Annotated in this window: 22 protein-coding genes; 20 read left to right on the forward strand and 2 right to left on the reverse strand. The window is 64.9% G+C overall.

Annotated features, from left to right (window positions below):
- Window position 1 precedes the first annotated feature (1 nt).
- Together rimI and tsaD are read left to right on the forward strand one after the other, a co-directional pair.
- Window positions 2-505, forward strand: coding sequence for a ribosomal protein S18-alanine N-acetyltransferase (gene rimI / locus ACSVIE_RS03660; RefSeq protein ID WP_442423033.1), 504 nt, complete (start codon window positions 2-4; stop codon window positions 503-505).
- Entirely contained in the window at window positions 502-1,620 is a 1,119-nt protein-coding gene (gene tsaD / locus ACSVIE_RS03665; RefSeq protein ID WP_426003572.1) for a tRNA (adenosine(37)-N6)-threonylcarbamoyltransferase complex transferase subunit TsaD, read from the forward strand. Before rimI ends, tsaD begins: the two co-directional genes overlap by 4 nt.
- Before the next feature lie 39 nt (window positions 1,621-1,659).
- On the opposite strand, the gene ACSVIE_RS03670 is transcribed toward tsaD, so the two are convergent.
- Window positions 1,660-2,811: a glutamate--cysteine ligase gene (locus ACSVIE_RS03670; protein WP_426003570.1), complete on the reverse strand. Its 1,152-nt coding sequence runs from the start codon at window positions 2,809-2,811 to the stop codon at window positions 1,660-1,662.
- A gap of 175 nt (window positions 2,812-2,986) precedes the next feature.
- Between ACSVIE_RS03670 and ACSVIE_RS03675 the strand changes: the two genes are divergently transcribed.
- The 3 genes from ACSVIE_RS03675 to ACSVIE_RS03685 are packed head-to-tail and all read left to right on the forward strand — an operon-like array spanning window position 2,987 to window position 5,153.
- Complete coding sequence (locus tag ACSVIE_RS03675) at window positions 2,987-4,150, forward strand: GTP-binding protein (RefSeq protein ID WP_442423034.1); 1,164 nt, start codon at window positions 2,987-2,989, stop codon at window positions 4,148-4,150.
- A 25-nt stretch (window positions 4,151-4,175) separates the two neighbouring features.
- Entirely contained in the window at window positions 4,176-4,298 is a 123-nt protein-coding gene (ykgO, locus tag ACSVIE_RS03680; RefSeq protein WP_011693081.1) for a type B 50S ribosomal protein L36, read from the forward strand.
- A 42-nt stretch (window positions 4,299-4,340) separates the two neighbouring features.
- Entirely contained in the window at window positions 4,341-5,153 is an 813-nt protein-coding gene (locus ACSVIE_RS03685) for a shikimate 5-dehydrogenase (RefSeq protein WP_442423035.1), read from the forward strand.
- Here the strand turns inward: ACSVIE_RS03685 and ACSVIE_RS03690 are convergent.
- Window positions 5,150-6,397, reverse strand: coding sequence for a THUMP-like domain-containing protein (locus ACSVIE_RS03690; protein WP_442423036.1), 1,248 nt, complete (start codon window positions 6,395-6,397; stop codon window positions 5,150-5,152). The two genes, ACSVIE_RS03685 and ACSVIE_RS03690, sit on opposite strands and share 4 nt — an antisense overlap.
- A gap of 68 nt (window positions 6,398-6,465) precedes the next feature.
- Here ACSVIE_RS03690 and ACSVIE_RS03695 point away from each other — a divergent pair, with 68 nt between their 5' ends.
- The 15 genes from ACSVIE_RS03695 (at window position 6,466) to ACSVIE_RS03765 (ending at window position 25,767) form a co-directional block, all read left to right on the forward strand.
- Window positions 6,466-6,888: a hypothetical protein gene (locus ACSVIE_RS03695; protein WP_442423037.1), complete on the forward strand. Its 423-nt coding sequence runs from the start codon at window positions 6,466-6,468 to the stop codon at window positions 6,886-6,888.
- Window positions 6,889-7,081: 193 nt separating this feature from the next.
- Window positions 7,082-7,378, forward strand: coding sequence for a co-chaperone GroES (gene groES, locus ACSVIE_RS03700; protein ID WP_018776625.1), 297 nt, complete (start codon window positions 7,082-7,084; stop codon window positions 7,376-7,378).
- 84 nt (window positions 7,379-7,462) lie between these two features.
- Window positions 7,463-9,076 (forward strand): chaperonin GroEL, encoded by a 1,614-nt coding sequence (groL, locus tag ACSVIE_RS03705; RefSeq protein WP_426003562.1) that lies wholly within the window; start codon window positions 7,463-7,465, stop codon window positions 9,074-9,076.
- Between the two features lie 168 nt (window positions 9,077-9,244).
- A complete protein-coding gene (locus ACSVIE_RS03710) occupies window positions 9,245-10,882 on the forward strand; it encodes a LuxR C-terminal-related transcriptional regulator (RefSeq protein WP_442423038.1) in 1,638 nt (545 codons plus the stop codon).
- 102 nt (window positions 10,883-10,984) lie between these two features.
- The gene (locus ACSVIE_RS03715) at window positions 10,985-11,374 is read left to right on the forward strand and encodes a hypothetical protein (protein ID WP_442423039.1); all 390 of its coding nucleotides are present in this window, start codon (window positions 10,985-10,987) and stop codon (window positions 11,372-11,374) included.
- The gene (locus ACSVIE_RS03720) at window positions 11,293-12,426 is read left to right on the forward strand and encodes a flavin-containing monooxygenase (protein WP_442423040.1); all 1,134 of its coding nucleotides are present in this window, start codon (window positions 11,293-11,295) and stop codon (window positions 12,424-12,426) included. The genes ACSVIE_RS03715 and ACSVIE_RS03720 overlap by 82 nt, the downstream gene beginning before the upstream one ends.
- 316 nt (window positions 12,427-12,742) lie before the next feature.
- Entirely contained in the window at window positions 12,743-14,803 is a 2,061-nt protein-coding gene (locus tag ACSVIE_RS03725; protein WP_442423071.1) for an acyltransferase family protein, read from the forward strand.
- Entirely contained in the window at window positions 14,800-16,833 is a 2,034-nt protein-coding gene (locus ACSVIE_RS03730) for an acyltransferase family protein (RefSeq protein ID WP_442423041.1), read from the forward strand. Before ACSVIE_RS03725 ends, ACSVIE_RS03730 begins: the two co-directional genes overlap by 4 nt.
- A 222-nt stretch (window positions 16,834-17,055) precedes the next feature.
- Complete coding sequence (guaB, locus tag ACSVIE_RS03735; protein WP_426003556.1) at window positions 17,056-18,567, forward strand: IMP dehydrogenase; 1,512 nt, start codon at window positions 17,056-17,058, stop codon at window positions 18,565-18,567.
- Window positions 18,568-18,681: 114 nt separating this feature from the next.
- Entirely contained in the window at window positions 18,682-20,559 is a 1,878-nt protein-coding gene (locus ACSVIE_RS03740) for an ABC transporter ATP-binding protein (protein WP_442423042.1), read from the forward strand.
- 51 nt (window positions 20,560-20,610) lie between these two features.
- Window positions 20,611-21,747, forward strand: a complete 1,137-nt coding sequence (locus ACSVIE_RS03745) for a GuaB3 family IMP dehydrogenase-related protein (protein WP_442423043.1) — start codon at window positions 20,611-20,613, stop codon at window positions 21,745-21,747.
- Window positions 21,748-22,037: 290 nt separating this feature from the next.
- Window positions 22,038-23,792 (forward strand): glycerol-3-phosphate dehydrogenase/oxidase, encoded by a 1,755-nt coding sequence (locus ACSVIE_RS03750; RefSeq protein WP_442423044.1) that lies wholly within the window; start codon window positions 22,038-22,040, stop codon window positions 23,790-23,792.
- Between the two features lie 70 nt (window positions 23,793-23,862).
- Complete coding sequence (locus ACSVIE_RS03755) at window positions 23,863-24,351, forward strand: PTS sugar transporter subunit IIA (RefSeq protein WP_426003551.1); 489 nt, start codon at window positions 23,863-23,865, stop codon at window positions 24,349-24,351.
- A 70-nt stretch (window positions 24,352-24,421) separates the two neighbouring features.
- Window positions 24,422-25,270, forward strand: a complete 849-nt coding sequence (locus ACSVIE_RS03760; RefSeq protein ID WP_442423045.1) for an SURF1 family protein — start codon at window positions 24,422-24,424, stop codon at window positions 25,268-25,270.
- A complete protein-coding gene (locus ACSVIE_RS03765) occupies window positions 25,267-25,767 on the forward strand; it encodes a DUF3817 domain-containing protein (protein ID WP_426003549.1) in 501 nt (166 codons plus the stop codon). Before ACSVIE_RS03760 ends, ACSVIE_RS03765 begins: the two co-directional genes overlap by 4 nt.
- Window positions 25,768-25,853 lie beyond the last annotated feature (86 nt).

The raw sequence follows: 25,853 nt of genomic DNA on the forward strand, positions 1-25,853 counted from the left end.
AGTGAAGCTCTCTCCCAGGCTTGAAAGCGCGGGGATCTCCCTGCGGGACATGACCGAGGCCGATATCCCGGCCGTGGAGGCACTGGAGCGCCGGTTGTTTCCGGTTGACGCATGGCCGGTGCAGATGTTTTTCGACGAGTTGTCCCAGCCGGAAACCCGCCGCTACGTGGTGGCGGAGGCAGCCGGCCGGATCGTGGCGTATGCGGGCTTGATGTGCATCGAGCCCATAGCGGATGTCCAAACGATCGCCGTCGTTCCTGAATACGAAGGCAAAGGGATCGGCTCCGCGGTCCTGACCGAACTTATCGAGGAAGCCCGGCGCCGCCGCGCGGCAGACGTCCTGCTGGAGGTCCGGGCTGACAATCCGCGGGCCCAGCAGCTGTACCTGCGTTTTGGGTTTGAACAGATCCATGTCAGGCCCCGGTACTACCGCGACGGCACCGACGCCTTGATCATGCGTCTGCCCCTCACCGAACCACACCTCACAGAAGGAACCGAAGCGTGAGCGTTTCCTCCCCGCAGCATCCGTTGGTCCTGGGCATCGAGTCCTCCTGCGACGAGACCGGCGTCGGGATCGTGCGCGGAACCACGTTGCTGACCAACACGGTGTCTTCCTCCATGGATGAGCACGTCCGCTTTGGCGGTGTGATCCCCGAGATCGCCTCCCGGGCCCACCTGGACGCTTTCGTGCCCACGCTGCGGGAGTCGTTGCAGGAGGCCGGCGTAACCCTGGACGAGATCGACGCGATCGCAGTCACCTCCGGGCCGGGCCTGGCGGGAGCGCTCATGGTGGGCGTGTGCGCAGCCAAGGCGCTCGCGGTGGCCACGGGCAAACCGCTGTACGCCATCAACCATCTGGTGGCCCACGTGGGTGTGGGGCTGCTGGACAAGGCGCCCGACGCCGGTGCTGCCGCCGGCCTGGGTGCCGGCGACCTGCCGGAGAACCTTGGAGCACTCCTGGTGTCCGGGGGCCATACGGAGATCCTGCGCATCCGGAGCATCACTGACGATGTTGAGTTGCTGGGTTCGACCATTGATGACGCCGCAGGCGAAGCGTACGACAAGGTCGCCCGCATCCTAGGACTCGGTTACCCGGGCGGTCCCGCGATCGACAAAATGGCCCGGCAGGGAAACCCGAAGTCCATCCGCTTCCCGCGTGGATTGACGCAGCCCAAGTACATGGGAACGGCCGGGGAGCATGGCCCGCACCGGTATGACTGGTCCTTCAGCGGCTTGAAGACCGCTGTGGCACGGTGCGTGGAGCAGTTTGAAGCCCGGGGCGAAGAGATCCCCGTGGCTGACATCGCAGCGGCTTTCCAGGAAGCCGTGGTGGACGTCATCAGCTACAAGGCCGTGCTCGCGTGCAAGGAGAACGGGATCACCGATGTCCTGCTCGGGGGCGGCGTTGCGGCCAACTCGAGGCTCCGGGAGCTGACTGGCCAGCGCTGCGCTTCTGCGGGCATCAAACTGCACGTGCCGCCGCTGGGCTTGTGCACGGACAACGGTGCCATGGTCGCGGCACTGGGCGCCCAGCTGATCATGGCAGGGATCGGACCCAGCGGCCTTTCCTTCGCCCCGGATTCATCGCTGCCCGTCACCACGGTGTCAGTACCTGCCTGATCCGGACGTGGGCGTGCTGCCCATGTCCGGTTGGCCGGATCAGGCGTCGGGACCTTTGCGCATCTGCTGGACCAGGTCCATCACCACTGCCTGGAGATCGCCGTTGTGTTCGGCGGCTACGCGGCGCTGGCGCTGGTAGCTGGCGCCCCGCTCGATGATCCTGGTGACGTCGGCCAGTTCCTCGGAGCACCCGAGCTTTGCTGCCACGGGTTCCAGCCTCTTGATGGTTTCGGCCAGGTGGTCGGTGACCAGCTGTTCGTTCCCGGCGGCGTCGAGGATGATGATGGCTTCCATCCCGTAGCGGGCGGCGCGCCACTTGTTTTCCTGGACGTGCCATGGCGGCATGGTGGGGATGGTTCCGCCGGCGTCCAGGATGGAGGAGAACTCGTCCACCAGGCACTGGGTGAGCGCCGCGATGGCGCCGACTTCCTCCAGCGTGGCCAGGCCGTCACAGATCCGCATTTCAATGGTTCCCAGTGCCGCGACCGGGCGGATGTCCCAGCGGATCTCTGAAATGGCATCGATCACGCCGGTGGTGAACATGTCCTGGACGTAGGACTCGTAGGCTTCCCACGTATCGAACTGGAAGGGCAGGCCCGCCGTGGGGAGCTGCTGGAACATCAGTGCGCGCTGGGATGCGTAGCCGGTCTCTTCCCCCGCCCAGAAGGGGCTGGAAGCGGACAGAGCCTGGAAATGCGGGAAGTAGTTCACCAGGCCGTCCAGGATGGGAAGGACTTTGTCCCGGCGGTCAATGCCCACGTGGACGTGGACGCCGTAGATCACCATCTGCCGGCCCCACCACTGGGTGCGCTCGATCAGCTTGGCGTAGCGTTCCTTGTCGGTGACCGGCTGGAGCAGGGGAGGGCTGAACGGGTGGCTGCCTGCGCAGAAGACCTCCACGCCCAAAGAGTCGGTGACCGAGCGGACGGCGGAGAGTGACCGGTTGAGGTCCTCCTTGGCCTCCTTGACCGTGGTGCAGACGCCGGTGACGAGTTCCACCGTGTTCAGCAGTAGTTCGCGCTTGATGTGCGGGTGTTCGTCGTCCTCGTTGAGGCCTGGGTGGTTGGCGGCGACGCCCTTGAGGACCTCGTTGGCTACAGAGACCAGTTCCCCCGTTTGTGCATTGACCAGCGCCAATTCCCATTCCACACCCAGTGTCGACTGCCTGGATGGCGCAAACTCAATCTGCACGTAGTCCCCTCGTTGTGTCTTCAGGCCGGGGGAGTCCCGGCCCGGCGTTGCCCCGCTGCGGGGCCGCCAGCGGTCGGCACAAGTCTAGTGCAGCGGAGCGGCCCGGCATGCGGCGGCGCCGGACATTAAGTCCGATTGAATTGATAATGCGAATGATTCGCAATAGACTGCCTGCATGCACCTCACCATCGTCAGCTCCCTCGACAGCCAATGCCGTGAAGCCGCCGCTGCGCGGCTGGGAAACACGCATGCGAACTCCGCCGTCGTCCTCCATGACCTCCTCGATGGTTCCCTGGTCCTGCGCCGCGTCTACAGGGACGGCAAGCTCTTCGAGCGTGAAACCACGGTGCTGGAACACGGCTGCCTCAGCTGTACTGTGCGCCTGGACGTGGTTCCTACGGCAGAACGCCTGGCCTCCTGCGGCTTCGACCACGTAGTCCTGGGCCTCCCGCCCGGAGTGGCTTCCGGGATGGCTGTGACCGAGTTGCGGCAAGGACTCAGCAGGCCTGCTGTGATCGACAATGCCGTCCTGTCCCTCGATCCCGCAGACCTGGACGACCACATCTGGGACCGCCACACCCTGTTCGAGTCAGGCTTTACGTCCATGCAGCAGGACGACCGGACCAGCGGCGAGTTCCTGATCGGTGAGTTCGGGCAAGTGGATACCGTCATGATGCATGCAGGCCTCGGTGCCGAGCTGACAGGACATGCCGGCAGCGGATCCGATGCCTGGCGCAGCGGCATGGAACTGCTGGGACAACTGGCACCGCACGCCGCCGCCGTGGGAACCGGCGACGACTTCCTGCCAGGATGCTTCGATGACGCAGGGGCCCAGGCAAGAACCAGGCCCGGAACCGTGCGCCTGCCGTTGACCGATGCCGTGGGTTCCTACCGCACCGTGCTGCACAAAGCCCCCAGGCCGCTGCACCCCGGTCGCTTCCGTGACGCCCTGCCCAAGCTGGCGGCGGGAAGCCACTGGATGCGGGGACGACTGTGGATCGCCTCGGCAGCCACTACGCGCATCGCCGTCCAAGGCATCGGCCCCCGTGTTTGGCTGGAGAGCACCGGCACCTGGCTGGCCGACGCCCAGGCCACAAGCTCAAAGGCGGGTCGCACCGCACTGGTGCCGCCCGGCGTCGAACCCGTCCTGGACTGGCATCCCGAGTACGGCGACCGTGGCACCGTACTGGCGGTGACCGGACGCTCGGAGGACGTCGATCCCGCGGAAATCGGGCGCCTGCTGGAAGGCTGCCAGCTCAGCGACGCCGAGATGGCACGCGACGGCGCGGTCTGGGAGGACCCGCTGGACCTCAGCGACGCCCTCCAAAGCCCCCATTGATGGAACCAAAGAAAAGGAGCACCACATGAAGGTCCGGAACTCGCTGCGAGCCCTGAAGAAGATCCCCGGCGCCCAGATTGTCCGCCGCCGCGGCCGCACGTTCGTCATCAACAAGAAGAACCCCCGGATGAAGGCCCGCCAGGGCTGACCGTTGCGGGCCGGGCACTGCCGGACGCTGTTTAATGGGTTCATGCCCATCCTGAACAAAGACATGTCCCTGTGCATATCGCTGGCGGCCCGGCCCAGCAACATCGGAACCCGGTTCCACAACTACCTCTACGATCTGCTGGGCCTGAACTTTGTTTACAAGGCATTCGCCCCCGCGGACATCACCATGGCAGTTGCCGGCATCCGTGGCCTGCCTATCCGCGGCGCAGCTGTTTCCATGCCGTACAAGGAAGCCGTGATCCCGCTGGTGGACGTCATGGACCCCTCGGCGCTGGCCATCGACTCCGTCAACACCATCGTCAACGACCACGGCGTGCTGACCGCCTACAACACGGACTACATCGCCATCGCCCGGCTCCTGGCGGACCACAAGGTCCCCTCAACGCACTCAGTGCTCCTCCGTGGAGCCGGCGGCATGGCCAAGGCCGTCGCCGCGGCGCTCCGGGATGCCGGTTTCACCACGGTGACCATCGTGGCCCGCAATGAAGCCAAAGGCAGGGCGCTCGCGGATCTCTACGGTTTCGGCTGGCAGGACGATGTCAACGGTTCCACGGCGGACCTCATCATCAATGTGACACCCCTGGGAATGGCCGGCGCCGACGAGACCGCCCAGTCCTTCAACGACCCGACCATCGCCGCGGCCCAGGTGGTGTTCGACGTCGTGGCCCTGCCCGCTGAGACTCCGCTGATTTCGGCTGCGCGGTCGGCAGGCAAGCCGGTCATCACTGGCGCGGAAGTGATCGCCATCCAGGCAGAGGAACAGTTCGTCCTGTACACAGGCGTCCGTCCCACGCCGGAACAGGTACGCGAGGCATCGGAGTTTTCCCGGCGCTAGCCTGCCTGCTGTGCGTGCGTTGCCGGTTCCACCACGATTGCCACTCTGTCCTCGCCGATCCGGGTGAGGACCAGGGTGGCTGTTTTGCCGCCCTTGGACTTTGCGGCGGGTTTGCCGGGCAGCAACTGCTTCCTCAGTTCCTCCGGGGTGACTGCTGTTCCCCGCTTCTTGATGTCCAGCACGGTGATGCCATTCGCTTTTACCCAGGCCTTCAGCGCCTTGACGTTGTACGGCATGGTCTCGATGACTTTGTAGGCGCGGGCGAACGGTGAGTCGTGCAGTTCCGGGGCGAAGATGTAGGCGATGTGTTCATCCGCCAGGTGCCCGCCCAGCCGTTCGGCGACGTCGGCCACCAGTCCTGCGCGGATCACCGCACCGTCCGGTTCGTACAGGTAGCCTTCAACAGGCCCGACGGCGGCTGCCGGACCGCCGTCGAAATCCTCGCCGCTGGTGATCTCCGCGGCGCCCTGCGGCCCGATCACGAGGGCGGCCCGGCGTACCCCGGGGCGGGCGACGGCGTTGAACCACAGGGTCACCTCCGTGACGTCACCGCTTACCGAAACCCACTGGGCCTCGCAGCCCTCAGGGACCGAATCATGCGGAATGCCCGGGCCCATCTTGACTCCCACGGATCGTCCGGTGGAGGCAAGGTGTTCCACGAACGACAGTGGGGGAGAGAAGGCCTCAGGGTCCCAGATCCTGGTGGTGCCGGACGTGGAGGTGGTGCGCCGGGCGGGATCCAGCCAGACACCGTCCACTCCATCCAGCTCAACGGAGGCAGCGTCGGCGTGCACCACCACTGCGTGGGGGAACGGCATGAGGTTGATGGTGGCACAGGCGGCCGTGGTTTCATCCATCTCCACGGCGGTAACTGCGATATCCATCGACGCCAGGGCCAGGGAATCGGCTCCGAGCCCGCAGCCCAGGTCGGCAACATGGGTGACACCGGCCTTGGCGAAGCGCTCGGCGTGGCGCGCGGCGACATTGAGGCGCGTAGCCTGTTCCAGGCCTGCCTGGGTGAAGAGCATCCGGTGGGCGAACTCGCCGAACTTCGCCTCGGCCTTGGTGCGCAGGCGGGACTGGGTCAGGACGGCCGCCACGAGTTCGGGGGAGTGCCCGGCCTTGCGCAGATCCGCGTTCAGGGCCAGGGCGTCGGCTTCCCGGTACGGTCCGAGCGACGCCAGGAGCTCCCATCCTTCGGTAGTCAGCAAAGGTGCAAGGTGTTCCTGGGGAGCGTTGGGCATGGCATCCAGCCTAACGTTTTCGCGTCCCGGACCGGGACGATGGTGATCAGCCCGATAGGGTTGATTTCATGGAAGACACCGCAGCTCCGCAGCCCTCCGACACCAACAACACCGGCGGAAACCAATCCGTCCGGCCCGGAGCCGATGGACATTCCGCCGGCCGGTCCCTTTCCACTTATGCCCGTCCTGCCCTGATCGCCGGCGTGGTGATCGCCGTGATCTGCATCGGCCTGCTCATCGTCATTTTTGCCTTGGATTCCTTTAATGCCGCCGCCTACTCGGTGACGGGCAAGAGCGTCAACGATGCCACCGACGAGGCCCGTGACATCCGGGAGTTGTATACGGGTGCCCGCACGGGCGGGACCATCGGCCTGGTGGTTTCCGGCGTCGTGGCTGTTTCGTCGGGGATTGCGCTGTACCTCAACCGCGGGGCTGCGGCGGTGGACGGCGATGACGAGGATTACGATCTGGACGATCTCCGGGACCAGTAGCGGGTTCACCCATGACGAAATGCTGGCACTCGCCTTGACCGAGTGCTAACGGCTTACATAGAGTCTGTGTTAGCACTCTCCCCGTGAGGCTGCTAACCACGCCAGGTAAGCTGCCGGCACCGCGACGACGGTTGCACGCCTCGGCACCCTTGTACTTAGTCCATGAATCAGCTCATGAAAAGGAGAGATCCGAGTGTCGGTCTCGATTAAGCCTCTTGAGGATCGTATTGTTGTTCGCCCGCTCGAAGCAGAGCAGACCACGGCTTCCGGCCTGGTCATTCCGGACTCCGCACAGGAGAAGCCGCAGGAAGGCGAAGTTGTTGCAATCGGCCCCGGCCGCTTCGATGACAACGGCAACCGCGTTCCGGTTGACGTAGCTGTTGGCGACGTCGTCATCTACTCCAAGTACGGCGGAACCGAAGTCAAGACCGGTGGCAGCGAGTACCTCGTTCTGTCCGCCCGCGACGTCCTCGCGATCGTCGTTAAGTAACTTCCTGGATTCCCGCACCGCAGCCACTTTGGAAACACTCCGAGCCGCCGCGGTGCGGGTTTTCCGTCTTGAAAGGACACAACCATGGCAAAGCAGCTTGCATTCAACGATGCTGCCCGCCGGTCTCTTGAGGCCGGTATCGACAAGCTCGCCAACACTGTCAAGGTGACGCTGGGCCCGCGCGGCCGCAACGTCGTACTGGACAAGAAGTGGGGCGCGCCCACGATCACCAACGACGGCGTGACCATCGCCCGTGAGGTGGAGCTTGACGACCCGTACGAGAACCTTGGCGCACAGCTGGCCAAGGAAGTAGCCACCAAGACCAACGATGTCGCCGGTGACGGCACCACCACGGCCACCGTCCTGGCCCAGGCCCTGGTCAAGGAAGGCCTCCGCAACGTCGCAGCCGGCGCAGCTCCGGGCGAGATCAAGCGCGGCATCGAGGTTTCCGTGGAAGCCATCGCCGCCCGGCTCCTGGAGAACGCCCGCGAGGTCGAAGGCACCCAGGTCGCCAACGTTGCCGCCATCTCCGCGCAGAGCGATGAGGTTGGAGAGCTTCTTGCAGAAGCTTTCGGCAAGGTGGGCAAGGATGGCGTCATCACCATCGAAGAGTCCTCCACCACCCAGACCGAACTGGTCCTCACCGAGGGCATGCAGTTCGACAAGGGCTACCTGTCGCCGTACTTCGTCACGGACGCAGAGCGTCAGGAAGCCGTCCTCGAAGACGCGCTGATCCTGATCAACCAGGGCAAGATCTCCTCCCTGCAGGAATTCCTGCCGCTGCTGGAGAAGGCCCTCCAGGCTTCCAAGCCGCTCTTCATTATCGCCGAGGACATTGAAGGCGAAGCCCTGTCCACGCTGATCGTCAACCGTATCCGCGGAACGCTCAACGTTGTGGCCGTCAAGGCACCGGGCTTCGGTGACCGCCGCAAGGCCATGCTCCAGGACATCGCCACCCTCACCGGTGCGCAGGTTGTCTCCCCGGACCTGGGCCTCAGCCTGGACACCGTTGGCCTTGAGGTGCTGGGTACTGCCCGCCGCATCACGGTTACCAAGGACAACACCACCATCGTTGACGGCGCCGGCACGGAGCAGGACGTGGCCGACCGCGTTGCACAGCTCCGCGCAGAGCTCGCCCGCACCGACTCCGACTGGGACCGCGAGAAGCTGCAGGAACGCCTGGCCAAGCTGGCCGGCGGCATCGGCGTGATCAAGGTTGGCGCAGCCACCGAGGTTGAGCTCAAGGAAAAGAAGCACCGCATCGAGGACGCTGTGTCCTCCACGCGTGCTGCCCTCGAAGAAGGCATCGTCTCCGGTGGCGGCTCCGCCCTCGTCCACGCCCTGAAGGCACTGGATGAGTCCCCGGAGGTCAAGGCACTGGAAGGTGACGCAGCTGCCGCTGTCGGCATCGTGCGCCGCGCTCTGGTCCAGCCCCTTCGCTGGATCGCCCAGAACGCCGGCTTCGACGGTTTCGTGGTTGTTTCCCGCGTGTCCGACCTTGAGGCCAACCACGGCTTCAACGCCAAGTCCGGCGAGTACGAGGACCTGATCGCCGCAGGCGTGATCGACCCCGTCAAGGTCACCCGCTCCGCACTCCGCAACGCCGCTTCCATTGCAGCCCTGGTCCTCACCACCGAGACCCTGGTTGCCGAGAAGCCGGCCGAGGAAGAAGACGCACACGCAGGTCACCAGCACTAAGCTGACTGCATCAAAGAGCCCCGGTCACGTGCGCGTGGCCGGGGCTTCTTGCTGCCTTCACCCGGGTGCGCTGCCGCTATTGTGAGCGTCCGACGGCGGCGGTACCCTGTCGCTTATACGGCGGCTTGGGCGGGCCAATCCCGGCTGCTTGAGGCCGCGGGGTAAGTCATGTCAGTACCGGCCACAGCCTTGGACCAGGGCCGCTCAGCGTATTCGGAACACCGCTGGAGCGAGGCCTTGGAGTGCCTTGCCCGGGCGGACGCAGAGGGCGGCCTTCCTGCCGAGGACCTCGAAACGTTGGCATCGGTGGCCATGCTGCTGGGCAAGGACTCCCAGGGGGAGGAATACCTGACCCGGGCCCATGATGACTTTCTGGCCATGGGGGATGTACCGGGGGCCGCGAGATGCGCCGCCTGGATGGTCCTCTACCTGATGGACATCGGCGAAAGTTCCCACGGTTCAGCGTGGATGTCCAGGGCCACGCAACTGGTCGAGTCAATGAACGGTGCCGGCCCGGCGGAGGGTTACCTCCTGATTCCGTCGGCGCTCGGGGCGCTCTACCACGGGAGCCCGGCGAAGAGCGAGGAACTCTTTACCCGCGCCTTGGGTATTGGACGGCGTTTCCAGGACCGGGACCTCATGGCCTTGGGGCAGCTTGGCCTGGGCACGGCCCGGTTGACCCTGGGTTTTCCCGACGAGGGGCTGCAGCTCCTGGATGGGGTGATGTTGTCTGTCACCGCGGGCGGGATATCCCCGATTCCCACCGGGATCATTTACTGTGCAGTGATCGGCAGTTGCCGGCTTGCCTACGATGTGCGCCGGGCCCGGGAATGGACCACGTCGCTGGAGCGCTGGTGCGGGGACCGCCCGGATATGGTGATGTTCAGTGGCCAATGCCAGAACCACCGGGCTGAGCTGTTTATCCTCCACGGTGCATGGGACGACGCCCTTGATGCCGCCCGCATCGCGCAGGACCGCTCGCGCCGGGGAGATCCTGAAGCCCTCTACGGGGCGTGGTACCAGCAAGGCGAGGTGCTTCGGCTCAGGGGAGATTGGGAAGCAGCCGAAGCAGCGTACGCAAAAGCCGGGGAAACAGGGTTTGAACCGCTGCCGGGCTTGGCGCTGATGCGGGTTGCCCAGGGCAGGATTTCCCAGGCGCAGGCCATGATGCGCCGCGCGGTTGCCGCAGCCGATCCAGCCAACAGGTACCGCCTGCTGCCGGCGCTGGTGGAAGTGGAACTCGCTGCGAAGGACGCCGGAGCGGCAAGGGAAGCCGCCGATGAGTTCTCAACCCGGGCGGGGGAGTCCGTCAGGCCGTTGGAGCACGCCTTGGCAGCGCAGGCGGAGGCCGGGGTGTTCCTGGCCGAAAGCCGCCCGCTCGAGACGTTGGCGGCGGCACGGAAAGCCTGGCGGATCTGGTACAGCCTGGAGGCGCCCTTCGATGCCGCCCGTTGCCGCGTCTTGGTAGGACGCGCCTGCGCCGGGCTTGGCGACCAGGATTCAGCGGCGATGGAGTTCGAGGCAGCCAAGGCCGAATTCTCCGGGCTGGGCGCTCATCCTTCCCTCCGCGACGTCCTGGAGGTCAGCGCATCTCCGGCTGGCTCCGGCACCTCGCCGCTGAGCGCCAGGGAGTTGGAAGTCCTGCGGCTCGTTGCCGGGGGCAATCCCAACAAGGCCATCGCCCGTTCGCTCTACCTGAGCGAAAAGACCGTGGCTCATCACGTCAGCAACATCCTGACCAAGTTGTCCGTGCCGTCCCGTGCGGCGGCCACCAGTTACGCCTACGAGCACCGGTTGCTGGACTGACGCCCCAATACCGGGCTATGGGCATAAGTACCCATGCCCTGACGGGAAGGATGGGTCATGCTCCCGAGGCGGTGTCCCGGGCTGGAACCATAGCGTGGCTGTATGAACATTCCACTGCTGGCCGGGACCGTCTCCACGGTGCTCTTCGCAGCCAGCATGCTCCCCATGCTGGCCAAGGCCGTCCGCACCAAGGACCTGGCCTCCTACAGCCTGGGCAATATTGCCCTGACCAACGTCGCGAACGCCGTTCACTCTCTGTACGTCTTCGATCTGCCGGCTGGACCGGTATGGCTGTTGCACTCCTTCTATGTGGTTGCTTCGGCGCTGATGCTGGCCTGGTGCTTGCGGTACCGGAAATCAACACGTGAAGCGAAAGGGACCGGACGATGGAACCGGAAAATAGCAAAGCTGTGGAAACGATCATCGTGGGAGGCGGGCAGTCAGGGCTTGCGCTGGGCTACTGGCTGGCGCGGTCAGGCCACGACTTCCTGATCCTTGACGAGCACGCCAGGAGCGGTGACGCCTGGCGGCAGAGGTGGGATTCCTTGCGCCTCTTTACCCCGGCCAAGTATGACGGCCTGCCCGGAGCACCCTTCCCCGGAGACAGGGTGGCCTTCCCTTCCAAGGACGAGCTGGCGGACTACCTCGAAAAGTACGCCCGGACCTTCAATCTTCCCGTTGAGCACCGCACCCGGGTAGAGGGGATTGAAAAGATGGAAAACCCTGCGGGGACCGGGCCGCACGGGTCCCGTTTCACGGTGCGCTCGGGTAGCCGTACGTGGCATGCCCGGAACGTGGTGATTGCCACCGGCGGGTACGGGATCCCCCGGCGTCCGGAGTTCGCGGACGCCCTCCACCCGGGAATCCACCACTTCCATTCGGTCGATTACAGGAACCCCGCGCAACTCCAGCCGGGTGGGGTGCTGGTGGTGGGGCTCGGAAATTCCGGGGCGGAAATTGCCCTGGAGGCAAGCCGTACGCACCCCACGTCGGTGGCAGGGAAGCCCGGCGGTGAGATTCCGGTGCGCCACGGACGGTTCGCTGCCCGCACCGTGCTGCCTGTCATACGGTTCCTGGGGATGTACGTCCTGACCGTGGATAATCCCGTTGGCAGGAAGGCCGCTGCAGCCTTCCACTCCATGGCCACGCCCTTGATCCGGACCCGAACCAAGGAACTCCGCGCAGCCGGCGTCAACGTCTTGCCCCGTGTAGCGGGGACACACCATGGGCGGCCGGTGCTGGCGGACGGGCGCGTCCTGGACATCGCCAACGTCATCTGGTGCACCGGCTACCGGGAGGACTACTCATGGGTCAAGCTGCCCCGGGGCGTGCAGCTTGAAGGCCTGATCGGTCGACGGGGAGTGGTGGACCCGGTCCCGGGTCTTTACGTCCTCGGCCGGGAGTTCCAGTTTGCTGCTGCATCAGCCACGCTGCCCGGCATCGGGCGGGACGCCCGGTACACGGCGGAGCATCTCTTGAGGGCCCAACACGATTCCTCCCACAGTGTGATACCTCACACCGAGTCCTTGGGGGCGGCCGGCTGAACGGGCCGCTCCCGGAGCGGGCCCAGGTACTCCAGGCAGCCCATCGGAGCGCCGACGGCGGTTGCGCGCTTAATCGCCCTGTGGCCTGCAGGGACGTAACGTGGCGACGCACATCCGAACAGGGGAGGGGACGTCCCGCGACAGGCGCCCGGCCACAGCCCGCACACAGGTCAGGGCAGGGAAATTCACAACCCGGTATGGGCTGATTGAACCCTGGACAGCGGCGAAAACGGTACTTTTGACTGGGTCGCATGCTCGAAACCGCATATGATGGATGCTTTGTAATGAGCCTTATGAGGAACCGCCTAACGTGACTATGCCAACGATCCCCACGCCCGCCCGGCCAACCAGGCGGGCTTCAGGACCCGTTGCCAAGTCAAAGTTCCGCCCCGAAATCCAGGGTTTGCGGTCGCTTGCCGTGCTCATGGTGGTCACCTACCACGTCTGGATCGGGCGGGTGTCCGGGGGCGTGGACGTTTTCCTCCTGATCTCCGCATTCCTCATGACCCTGCAGTTCACCGGACGCTATAAGCAACGGCGCTCCATGGACCTGCTGCGGCACTGGCTGCATCTGTTCAGGCGCTTGCTGCCAGGGGTGGTGGTGGTCCTTCTCGGGACCATGGCGGCAACTTTTGCCTTCCTTCCGCCCACCCGGTGGGTGGAAGTGGTCCACCAGGCCTGGGCATCCCTGTTCTACTTTGAAAACTGGCTCCTCCAGACGCTGGCGGTCAATTACTACGCCACGGACCACAGCCTTGCCAGCCCCCTCCAGCACTTCTGGTCGTTGTCCATCCAGGGCCAGGTGTTCATCCTTTGGCCTGTGATCTTTGCCGTCATGGCAGTGGTCTGCCGGAAATTCGATCTCCGGTACCGGGCGTCCCTTGCCTACGTCTTCGCCCTGATTTTTGTGGCGTCGCTGGCGTACTCCGTCATTTTCACGGCAACCAACCAGGCTGTGGCGTACTTCGATACATTTGCCCGGCTCTGGGAATTCGCGTTGGGCTCCTTGGTGGCCCTGATCCTCCCTGCGCTGAACTTCTCCAGGCCCGTTCGCGTGGTGATGGGCTGGGTGGGCGTCGTGGCCATGCTGAGCTGCGGCATCCTCCTCCAGGTCCAGACCGCCTTTCCGGGATTCGTTGCACTGTGGCCGACCCTCGCGGCCGTTGCCGTCATCGCCGCCGGGCAGACCGGCAGCCGCTTCGGGGTGGACCGCATCCTGAGCTCCCGGTTCCTGGTCCGCCTGGGTGACAACTCCTACGCGCTCTATCTCTGGCACTGGCCGATCCTGGTCATTGCCCTGGCCTGGAGCGGCAAGGACCACGCCGGTTGGTTGTCCGGAACAGTGATCATTGCACTGTCCCTGGTTCTGGCCTTCCTGACCACCAAGTATGTGGAGAAGCCGTTCCGCGAGTGGGCGTGGCCTGAAGTGAAGCGCCGCCGTGCTGCCGTCGCCATTGCCGTATGCCTGGCCGTGGCGTGCACACCCCTCCTTGGCTTCCAGTACAAGCAGTATCTGGACCAGAAAGCGGCCGCCACCCAGGCTTTCAACGACAACCCCGGCGCCCACGCCCTCCTGCCCGGGTACGTGGATCTTGTCAGCGCTGACGCCAAGACCCTGCCCACGGCCGAACAGCTCCCCGAAGACTGGGCCCGGCTTTCGGGCCCGTGCGAGGGAGGCGCCAAGCCCGACGAGAAGATCCTGCAGGAGAATTGCCAGCAGAACAGCGTTCCGGACGAAGAATCGGTCAAGGACATCGTGGTGCTGGGCGACTCCCACTCACAGCAGTGGCTCGCCGCGCTGGGACCCCTCGCCGAGGCCCAGCGCTGGAAAGTGACCGCCCTCCTCTTGGGCGGATGCCATTTCATGCCGGACAACGCCGACGCCGACGAGGGCTGCAACGATTTCAATGCGGAGGCCGCCAAGTACGTTTCCGCCCAGGGCCCGGATGCCGTGTTCATGGTCGGCACCCAGGCATCGCCGTCGTCGCCCGATGAACAGCTGGTCTACGGCTTCGAACAAACCGTGACCAACTTCAATGACCTCGGCATCCAGGTGGTGGCCATCCGGGACAATCCGCGGTATGACTACAACGTCACCGAATGCGCCCTGGCCAAGGGCGTGGACAGCGCCGACTGCAAGTCGGACCAGCAGGATGTGCTGGCAGCAGAAAGCCCGTTCGCAGCGGTGCAGGGCATGTTCGGGAACGCAGCATTCCTGGACATGACGGACCTGCTCTGCAACGGCGTCCAGTGCCCCAGCGTCGTGGGCAACATGTTCGTCTACCTGGACGACAACCACCTGTCCCGGACTTACGTCACCAGCATGGGGGACATGTTTGCCGAGAGGTGGTTTGCCGCGACGGGGTGGGCCCGATGAAGCCCGCACGCACTTTCCGTCCCGAGGTGCAGGGCCTGCGGGCCCTGGCAGTGCTCATGGTGGCGGCCTACCACATCTGGCTCGGCCGGGTTTCCGGGGGAGTGGATGTCTTCCTGCTGATCTCGGCCTTCCTGCTGACGCTCTCCTTCACGCGGAAGCTCGAAGACGGCAAACCGCTCAAACTGTTGCGGCACTGGCTGCACGTTTTCAAGCGGCTGCTGCCCGCCGTCGTCGTGGTCCTCCTGGCGGTCCTGACCGCCACGTGGGCCTTCATCCCGCAGAGCCGGTGGCCCGACGTTCTGGCCGAGGCGTGGGCGTCGCTGTTCTACCGGCAGAACTGGCAGTTGGCGGAGTCGGCCGTGGATTACTACGCGCAGGACCATTCGGGGGCCAGCCCCTTGCAGCACTTCTGGTCGCTGTCCGTCCAAGGGCAGGTGTTCATCCTGTGGCCGTTGGTGTTCGCCGCGGTGGCAGCGCTCCAGCCGTTGCTGCGGCGGTGGTTCCCCCGCAGCCGGGCCGTCAGCCACCGTGCGATGCTCACAGCGGTTTTCGCGCTGGTTTTTGTGGTCTCCCTGGCCTATTCGATTGAACAAACGGCCAGCAACCAGGAGTTCGCCTACTTCGACACCCGCACGCGGCTGTGGGAGTTTGCGCTCGGTTCCCTCCTGGCGCTGGTGCTGCCCTACCTCAGGCCGGGCCGTATCCTCCGCGTCGTCCTCGGCTGGACAGGTATTGCCGCCATGCTCGCCTGCGGACTGCTGCTCACCGTGGACCGCTCGTTCCCTGGCTTCGTGGCGCTGTGGCCAACCCTTGCCGCCGCGGCTGTGATCGTCGCCGGACAGAGCGGCAGCAGGTTCGGCGTCGACCGCCTGTTGGGCTCCAGGCCGCTGGTTGCCGTGGGAAACAACTCCTACGCGCTCTACCTGTGGCACTGGCCTGTCCTGGTGTTCTTCCTCCTGGTGACGGAGACCAGTGCTCCGAACCTCCTCCAGGGCCTCGGCATCATGGCGGTGTCCCTGGCGCTGGCCGTCGCCACTACCCGCTTCGTCGAGCAGCCGCTGCGCCGCTGGGAGTGGCCGGACGTCCGGTCCTGGCGTGCCGCCGTCGTGATTGCTTCCTGCGGGGCGCTGCTGGCTCTGCCGGTCACCGCCTGGCAGGGCGCCATTGCGGCCGAAGGTGCGGCGATTGCCGAACAGCCGCGGGAGCTGACCCCGGGTGCTGCAGCGTTGGCACCGGAATACGCGGGCCAGCCCACCCCGGAAGCCATGATCATTCCCGCGCCCGCTGCGATGAACGATGAGTGGGCTGACATCGACGGCCTGTGTACCGGCGACAACGTACCGACCGATCCTTTGCTGCAGGGCTGCCTGCAGAACGAGGAGCCTGAGACGGTCACCAAGGAGATCGTGGTCCTGGGGGATTCGCACGCCCAGCAGTACATGGCGGCCCTGGGGCCGATTGCCAAGGCACACGGCTGGGAAGTGGTGACCCTGCTCAAGGGCAGCTGCCGCTTTGGTGCGGAGTCTGCCGAACGCAATGACGAATGCAACGAATTCAACAAGGCAAGTGCCGCGTACGTCATGGAGCATAAACCCGATGCCGTCTTTACGGTCGCGTCCCTGACGCATGTTTCGGCGCCCTTTGAGACCGAGGTTCCCGGCTACCTGGAAGGCATCAAACCCTTCACGGACGCCGGAATCGACGTGGTAGGCATCCGGGACAACCCCCGCTTCACCATCAACATGCCTGAATGCGTCCAGAAGAAGGGCGCCGAATCGCCCGACTGCAACGCCTCGCTGGAAGAATCCCTCGCGGCGTCATCACCGCTTGACGATTACGTGGGCAAGGTTGACCGCCTGCACCTGATGGACATGAGCGACTTTATCTGCGGGCAGGGAACCTGCCCCGCAGTAGTGGGCAACGTCTATGTCTACAAGGACGACAACCACCTCACCAAGACGTACGTGCAGAGCATGATTCCCATGTTCGAGGAGCGGCTGCTGGCAGCCACCGGCTGGGCCGGCCGCTAGGAGGCGGCACCTTCCGGACGGGCGGCCCGGGTACGTGGGGTACGACGGCGGCCTGCCGCCAGTGCTGTTGCTCACACTCAGGGGGCGCGGAATATGGCGACGGGCGCGAAGGTTCTAGTATTTATCCAACACCTGCACAGGCCAGTCCCGTAATGACGGGCTGGTCATCAGTTGCAACCCCTACCAGCTACAGCCCGCAAAACCCAGGTAAGAGGCGCACTCATGACCCAGCCCGAACACGATCCCTTTGGCTTCGTAGGCCTGACCTACGACGACGTCCTGCTGCTTCCCGGCCACACGGACGTTATTCCGTCGGAAGCCGACACTTCTTCCCGCATCTCCAAGCGCATCACGGTCCAGACCCCGCTGCTGTCCGCGGCCATGGATACCGTCACCGAGTCCCGCATGGCCATCGCCATGGCACGCCAGGGTGGCTTGGGCGTGGTGCACCGCAACCTTTCCATTGACGACCAGGCCGAGCACGTGGACCGCGTCAAGCGCAGCGAATCGGGCATGATCACCAACCCGCTGACGATCAACCCGGAAGCCACGCTGCAGGAACTCGACGAGCTGTGTTCCCGCTACCGCGTATCCGGGCTTCCTGTGGTGGATCCCGATGGCCGCCTGCTGGGTATTGTCACCAACCGCGACACCCGCTTCATTCCGGAGTCGGAGTTCCCAACCCGCCGGGTCAGCGATGCCATGACCAAAATGCCGCTGGTTACCGGCCACGTGGGCATCAGCCGCGAAGAAGCCTCGCACAAGCTGGCCACCAACAAGATCGAGAAGCTCCCGCTGGTGGATGACCAGGGCCGCCTCAAGGGCCTGATCACCACCAAGGACTTCACCAAGGCTGAGCAGTACCCGCTGGCCACCAAGGACGAGGAAGGCCGCCTGCGCGTCGGTGCTGCCATCGGCTTCTTCGGTGACGGCTGGGAACGCGCCATGAAGCTGATCGACGCCGGCGTGGATGCCCTTTTCGTCGACACCGCCAACGGCCACTCGCAGGGTGTGCTGGACATGATCTCCCGCCTTAAGTCCGATCCCGTGGCTGCCCACGTGGACATCATCGGCGGCCAGGCCGCCACCCGCGAGGGTGCACAGGCGTTGATCGACGCCGGCGCCGACGGCATCAAGGTGGGCGTCGGACCCGGTTCCATCTGCACCACCCGCGTGGTGGCCGGTGTGGGCGTTCCGCAGATCACGGCCATCTACGAATCCGCCAAGGCTGCCATTCCGGCCGGCGTCCCGCTGATCGCCGACGGCGGCCTGCAGTACTCGGGCGACATCGGCAAGGCGCTGGTGGCAGGCGCGGATACCGTGATGCTTGGCTCCCTGCTGGCAGGTTGCGAAGAATCCCCGGGCGACCTGATCTTCGTCAACGGCAAACAGTTCAAGAGCTACCGCGGCATGGGATCCCTGGGCGCCATGCAGTCCCGTGGCAAGAACACGTCCTATTCCAAGGACCGTTACTTCCAGGCCGACGTGTCCGGTGATGACAAGCTCATCCCGGAGGGCATCGAAGGCCGGGTGGCCTACCGCGGCCCGCTGGCCTCCGTGGCCTACCAGCTGGTGGGCGGCCTCCGCCAGACCATGTTCTACACGGGCGCACCCACCATCGGTGAGCTCAAGGCACGCGGCAAGTTCGTCCGCATCACCCCGGCCGGGCTCAAGGAATCGCATCCGCACGACATCCAGATGACGGTCGAAGCGCCCAACTACAACTCGCGCTGACGTTTTCCGGCAGACGGTCCGTGGCATGTCCACGGGCCGTCTGCTTTTTTCTGCGCCCCGCACTCCTCAACCTGCGCAGGCCATAATGTCGGTGCCGGGGAATAGGCTGGGGACATGTCCGAAAAGCCAGCCCAGCCGCGGCACCCCGAGTCAGTCCGGGTGACCAAGGCACCGCCCCGCAAGCTGGCGCTCCGCCCGTATGCACGCGCCGTCGGGCAGGTCCTCAAGGTGAGTTTCAAGGCCTCGCCCGCGGCAGTCATCATGAAGGTGGCCGGTTCCCTGATTTCGGCCACCCTTCCGCTGGTGACCACCTACTTTGCGGCCCTGACCACCACGGAACTTGCCGCCGGCTACGCGGGAGACCCGGGGGCCGGTCCCCGCGCCATCCTGTACGTGGTCATCACGGCCGCTTTAGGGCTCTTTTGGGGTGGGTTTACCAGCGTGGACCGCTACATCCAGCAGCTCATGAGCTTCAAAGTCGGCGCAATCGTGGGCGACATGATGTACCAGAGGTTCCTGGCCCTGGAGTTCTGGCGCTATGACGACAAGGAAACGGTGGACCTCTACGACCGCGCCAAGCGGTTTTCCGACTCCTACGCCCGGGTCCTGGACCGGATCGCCGCCATCTTCACGCAACTCGTCTCGGTCGTCCTCGCCGTGGGTGCACTGCTGTTGGTCAGCTGGTGGATCGCGGTCATTGTGCTCATTGCGATTGTCCCCAGCGTCTACCTGCAGTTCAAGCTTTCCAGGGAACAGATCGCCCATTGGAACACGCAGGTGGATTCGCGCCGCCAACGGCGGATGATCGAGCAGAACCTCCTCCGCCCCCAACACATCGCCGAGATGCGCCTCTACGGAATCGTCGGCTACCTCATGGACCTGCGCTCCCGGCTCCGGGATGCCGATGAACGGCGGCGGCTTGACTTCCAAAAGCGCTACATTCCCAAGCAACTCGCAGCAGACGCCCTGCAATACGGCGCCGAGGTAGTATCGCTGATCTGGGTCGTGGGCCAGATCATTGCGCGGGCCCAGCCCGTAGGCCAGTTCCTATACGTCCAGCAGATCGTCAGCAGGGCGTTGTCCACCGCCAACAACCTCGTGTCCTCCCTCAGCTCCATTGACGAGGACCTCGCCAACCTCAAGGACTACGAGCTGTTCATGGCGCTTCCGGTGCCCACAGGCCATGAACCGCCCCTGGCCAAGGCTCCGTCAACGGTTGAACTGCGGAACATCCGCTTCAGCTACACCGGCAGCGACATCGAGGTCATCAAGGGCATCTCGATGACCATCACCGCGGGACAACACATCGCGATCGTGGGCGAGAACGGGGCCGGCAAATCCACGTTGATCCGCATCCTCGCCGGTCTGTACCGGCCGGATTCGGGCCAGGTGTTGCTGGACGGCGCAGACCTCGCAGGGATCGATGTCACCAGCTGGCACCGGCACCTCGCTGTGCTGAGCCAGGAATTCCTCAAGTACGAGTTCGCCACAGCCGCGGAGAACATCTACCTGGGTGACGTGGCCCAGGAGCGGGACGACGCCCGGGTCCGGCGCGCAGCGGCCGATGCCGAGGCCATGGAGTTCATCAACAAGCTGCCCAACGGCTTGGAAAACCATGTCAGCAACTGGATGGAAGACCCGCGCGGCCGGAAGGGAAGCGGGCTGTCCGGAGGCCAATGGCAGCGGCTGGCCATGGCCCGGAACTTCTACCGCGATGCTTCGTTCATGGTCATGGACGAGCCCACCTCGGCCATCGACGCCCTGGCCGAGCACCGCATCTTCACCCGTCTCTTCGCTGACCGGAGCAGCACGATCATCGCCATCAGCCACCGCCTGGCAACCATCGAGAAAGCGGACATCATCTACATGCTGGAGGATGGGCGGATCGCAGAGCAGGGCACCCACAAGGAGCTGGTCGCACTCCGGGGCCGTTATTACCGGATGTTTGAATCCCAGCTGGGCGCGGAGGAGACCTCGCGGAACGCCCCGTAGCACGGCCGGGGACAGACCGGGAGGGTGGTGCCGGTGGGATAAACTCAAGCAGTGACTTACGAGATTGAGATTGGCCGTGGCAAGCGTGGGCGTCGTGCCTACTCCCTGGATGACATCGCGATCGTTCCGAATCGCCGGACGCGTGACCCGAAGGACGTCTCTGTCTCTTGGCAGATCGACGCGTACAAGTTCGATATGCCTGTCATTGCGGCTCCCATGGACTCGGTGATGTCTCCGGATACCGCGATTGCCCTGGGCCGCTTGGGCGGTCTTGGCGTGCTTGATCTCGAGGGCCTCTGGACCCGGTACGAGAACCCGCAAAAGGTCCTGGACGAGATCGCCGGACTGGCAGACGAAACCAGCAGTCCCGCCGTCACCCGCCGGATGCAGGACCTGTACCAGGCACCCGTCCAGCCGGAACTCATCAGCTCCCGCCTGGCCGAGATCCGCGCCGCAGGCGTGACCGTGGCAGGTTCCCTTACCCCGCAGCGCACCCAGGAACACTACAAGACCGTGGTGGCTGCAGGCGTCGATATCTTTGTAATCCGCGGCACAACAGTCTCCGCCGAGCACGTCTCCAAGAACCACGAGCCACTCAACCTCAAGCAGTTCATCTACGAGCTCGATGTTCCCGTCATCGTCGGTGGCGCGGCCGGATACACCCCCGCCCTGCACCTGATGCGGACCGGCGCGGCCGGCGTCCTGGTCGGCTTCGGCGGCGGCGCCACGACCACCACCCGCCGCGCCCTGGGCATCCACTCGCCCATGGCATCCGCTATCTCGGACGTCGCCGCCGCGCGCCGCGACTACATGGATGAATCCGGCGGACGCTACGTCCATGTCATTGCCGACGGCGGCATGGGCAGCTCGGGCGACATCGTCAAAGCGATCGCCATGGGTGCAGACGCCGTCATGCTCGGCAGTGCCCTGGCCCGGGCAGAAGAAGCTCCCGGCCGTGGCTGGCACTGGGGTCCCGAGGCGCACCACCTCGAGTCACCCCGCGGCGACCGCGTCAACGTGGGCACCGTTGGGCCACTGGAGGAGGTCCTTCATGGCCCGGGCCACCACACCGACGGAACGTCCAACCTCATCGGCGCCCTCCGCCGTTCGATGGCCACTACCGGCTACTCGGACCTCAAGGAGTTCCAGCGCGTGGATGTCGTGGTTTCGCCCTACGAAGGCAACTGAATCCTTGGCCCAAGACGCCCCTGCTGTCCCGGATCTTTTCCGGTCCGGCAGGGGCGTTTTCCACTTGCCCGGGAAGTTCTCCCCATCGCTAGGCATCGGGACGGATCCTCAACTGCGCGGATACCCGGAGCACTTGGCCCTGACGTGGAGGACAGCAAGGGCGGCAAGGCGTTCGGTCCTCTCTGACGATCCGCGGATCTGTGGGGCTGGGGGGAAACGGGCACTGCCGCGGGCGGCGACCAGCCAGTAGGGTAGTGGACTACCAGCTGTTGCGTTTGAGGAGGAGTCCGATGAGCAATATCGCAGGCGGTTCCCAGGTGAATCCTGCGGGAGCCCTAAGCCCCGAGTCCCGTGCCGCATCCATTGAGGCGCTGAAAGCCACTGCCCAGGCAGGCAAGGAACTGGACATCCTGATTGTCGGTGGGGGCGTCGTAGGCGCCGGTGCCGCTCTTGATGCCGTGACCCGCGGCTTGACGGTGGGCATCGTCGAGGCCCGGGACTGGGCGTCGGGGACATCGTCGCGATCCTCCAAACTCATCCACGGTGGCCTGCGCTACCTGGAGATGCTGGACTTCGGCCTCGTCCAGGAAGCGCTGCAGGAACGCGGACTCCTGATCCAGACCATCGCACCGCATCTGGTCCGGCCCGTACCGTTCCTGTACCCGCTGACCCGCAGGATCTGGGAACGGCCCTACGTAGGCGCCGGCATCATGCTGTACGACACGCTGGGCATCACGTCCGGGCACAGCCGGGGCGTGCCCATGCACAAACACCTCTTCAAACGCGGAACCCTGCGCGCCGCACCGAGCCTGAAGGACGATGCGTTCGTCGGCTCCATCCGGTACTACGACGCCCAGGTGGATGACGCCAGGTTGGTGGTCAACGTCGTCAGGACAGCCGCCCACTACGGCGCCCATGCGGCAAACCGCGTGCGGGTTGTAGATTTCCTCCGCGAGGGTGAGCGTGTGGTGGGGGCCAAGCTGGAAAACCAGGAGGACGGCAGCGTCTTTGAGGTCCGCGCCAAGCAGGTGGTCAACGCCACGGGCGTCTGGACCGATGAAACCCAGGCCATGGTGACGGACCGCGGACAGCTCAAAGTCCGGGCGTCAAAAGGCATCCACCTGGTAGTGCCCCGGGACCGTTTCCAGTCCACGGTCGGGCTGATCCTCCGCACGGAGAAGTCCGTGCTGTTCGTCATTCCGTGGGGCCGGCACTGGATCATCGGAACCACGGATACCGACTGGAAGCTGGACAAGGCCCACCCTGCGGCGTCCAGCAAGGACATCGACTACGTCCTTGAACACGTCAACCGGGTCCTCAAGCGCCCCCTGACCCGTGAGGACGTGGAAGGCGTCTACGCCGGACTCCGCCCCCTCCTGGCCGGGGACAATGACTCCACGGCCAAACTGTCCCGGGAACACGTGGTGGCTCACCCCGTGCCTGGGCTGGTAGTGGTGGCCGGCGGTAAGTACACCACGTACCGGGTGATGGCCAAGGACGCTGTGGATGAGGCTACCCGCGCCATGGACGAGCGGGTGCCGCCCAGCTGCACCGAAACCATTCCGCTGCTCGGGGCCGAGGGTTTCAAGGCGGCCTGGAACTGTCGAGCCCGGTCGGCGGAGGAGGCCGGGGTCCACGTGGCGAGGGTGGAGCATCTGCTCAACCGCTTCGGATCCATGGCCTCGGAAGTCCTGGACCTCATCAAAGAACGCCCTGAGCTCGCCGAACCCCTGCCCGGTGCGGACGACTACCTGGCAGCCGAGGTGGTTTATGCCACCACACACGAGGGCGCACGCCACGTCCATGACGTACTGACCCGGCGTACCCGGATTTCCATCGAGGCATGGGACCGGGGTGTGTCGGCGGTGCCCGTAGTAGCTAAGCTGATGGGTGGGATCCTTGGCTGGAGCGAGACCCAAAGGGAAAGCGAAGTACGGCACTACCTGGCGAGGGTGGAAGCTGAACGGCTAAGCCAGCAACAGCCCGACGACGAGTCGGCAGACGCCGCGCGCATGGGAGTAGATGACATCATGCCCCTTCGCTGAGCTTCACGAGGCCTTCTTCGCAAGCACTACAGGAACCGTGCGCCGGAAGGCCGCACTGGAGGGACAACACGTGGCTGAACCACTTGACCGGTATGACGCGGAACTGACCACGCCGGACATGGTCATTCTGGAACTCGAGGCCGGGGACAAGATCGACGCTGCGGCGCAACTGGCCGGACGGCTCCACGCCGCGGGGCGTATCTCCAACCTGGAGGGCTTCCTGGAACAGGTCCACTCACGCGAGCACCAATTGGCCACCGGCCTGCCCGGTGGGATTGGCCTGCCCCATGCGCGCAGTGAATACGTGGACCGGATTTCGATCGCCGTGGGAGTGACCAAGTTCGGCCATGCCCTGGACTTCGGAGCCAGCGACGGACCGGCCACGGTCATCCTGCTCATCGCAACCCCGGCAAGTTCCTTTTCGGACCACCTGGAAGTCCTTGCGACCCTGGCCCGGTCGCTGTCCAAGGAGTCGTTCAGGGAATCTCTGCGCCGTGCCCACGACCCGGAAGTCATCTCGGAGCTCATCAACTCCAGCCTGGTTTTCTTCGACCACTGATTGCCCGCCGGTGGCCGGCAATCCGGCCCCCGGTTCGTTGTTCTACAGCCGGACGAAGTACGGTTAACAGGTGCTGAAAACCGCGTTGAAACCCCGCTGGATCGCAGGACTTGTCTTTGCGCTGGTCCTGTCCGGGGTGTTTGTGCTGCTCAGCCAGTGGCAACTCAGCCGGTCCACCCAGCATGAGCCTCCCGCGCCCTCCAGCCTCGAAGAAGTCAAGCCGCTGGTGGACGTACTCCAGCCCGGCCAGTTCTTTCCCGGGTCTGTTTCGGACCAGATGGTCAGCGCGACCGGCAGTTATGACCCGGCCAAACAGGTCCTCGTCGAAGGCCGCCTGCACGACGGCCACAAGGGCTACTGGATCGTTTCCGCCTTTGCGGTCGAGAACGCGCCCACCATCACCGGTGCTGCAGCGTCGCCGCAAACCTGGATCCCCGTGGCACGGGGCTGGGTCGCCCAACCCGCCCAAGCCGGCCCGCCGCCGTCGGGCACCCTTACGGTGACCGGTCGACTGCTGCCGTCCGAAGCGCCCCTGCCCAACGTCGACGCCGGTGAAGGCCGCGCGTCGGCCGTGGCCGTTGCCGAACTGATCAACAAGTGGGAAGTTTCCAGCTACCCCGGCTTCATCGCCGCGACCTCCGAAGCGGCCGGCGGCGCCACTGTACCGCTCGACGACGCGGTGAAGCCCCTCAATGTCCCCGCCCAACCGCCCGCGCAGCAAATCAACTGGTTGAACCTCTTCTACTCGGTGGAGTGGGTTGTCTTTGCAGGCTTCGCGCTCTACATCTGGTGGCGGATGGTGGCCGACGACCACCGCCGGGACCTCGAAGAGGATGACGACGAGTACGACGACGACGTCCACCCTGACACTCCTGAAAACCCAGCAAGCCCTGAGCCAGAACAAAAGGTGCAGCAATGATTGAGCCCAAACCGGCCATCCAGCCCGAACAGTCCGGACCCAAGCCAAAGAAGCGCAGGTTCGGGGGGACCGAAGCCCAGATCCGTTCGGCGTTGAAGTTCTACAAGGTCATGGCCTACCTGACCGGTGCCATGCTCCTGCTCCTGTGCGCTGAACTTATTGCCCGCTACGGCTTTGGTGTTTCCCTGTTTGCAGGGGGAACCAACGCTGCCACCGGCCAGCCGTTCGGTTTCGGGTTCGCCTCTTCCGAGCCCAAGGGCGTGATTGGCGGATTCAACATCTCCACCACCGTGCTGATCGTGCATGGCTGGATGTACGTGGTGTACCTGGTCTCCAACTTCCGCCTGTGGTCCCTGATGCGCTGGCCCTTCTCCAAGCTCGTCCTGCTGGCCCTGGGCGGTGTTGTTCCTCTCCTGTCCTTCATTGTGGAGAAGAAATTCCACGCACAGGTTGAGGCAGAACTGGCGGCCAACCCCCAGGCATCCAAGCGCTACTGACACCTGACCGGCCGGCCCAGGAGTCCATTGGATGTGAGATGCCTAACGGCGGGCCCCGAAATGGCCATGGACCGCCTCCGCCAACG

The organism is Paenarthrobacter sp. NCHU4564 (genome assembly GCF_052156435.1).
Classification (GTDB): Bacteria; Actinomycetota; Actinomycetes; order Actinomycetales; family Micrococcaceae; genus Arthrobacter.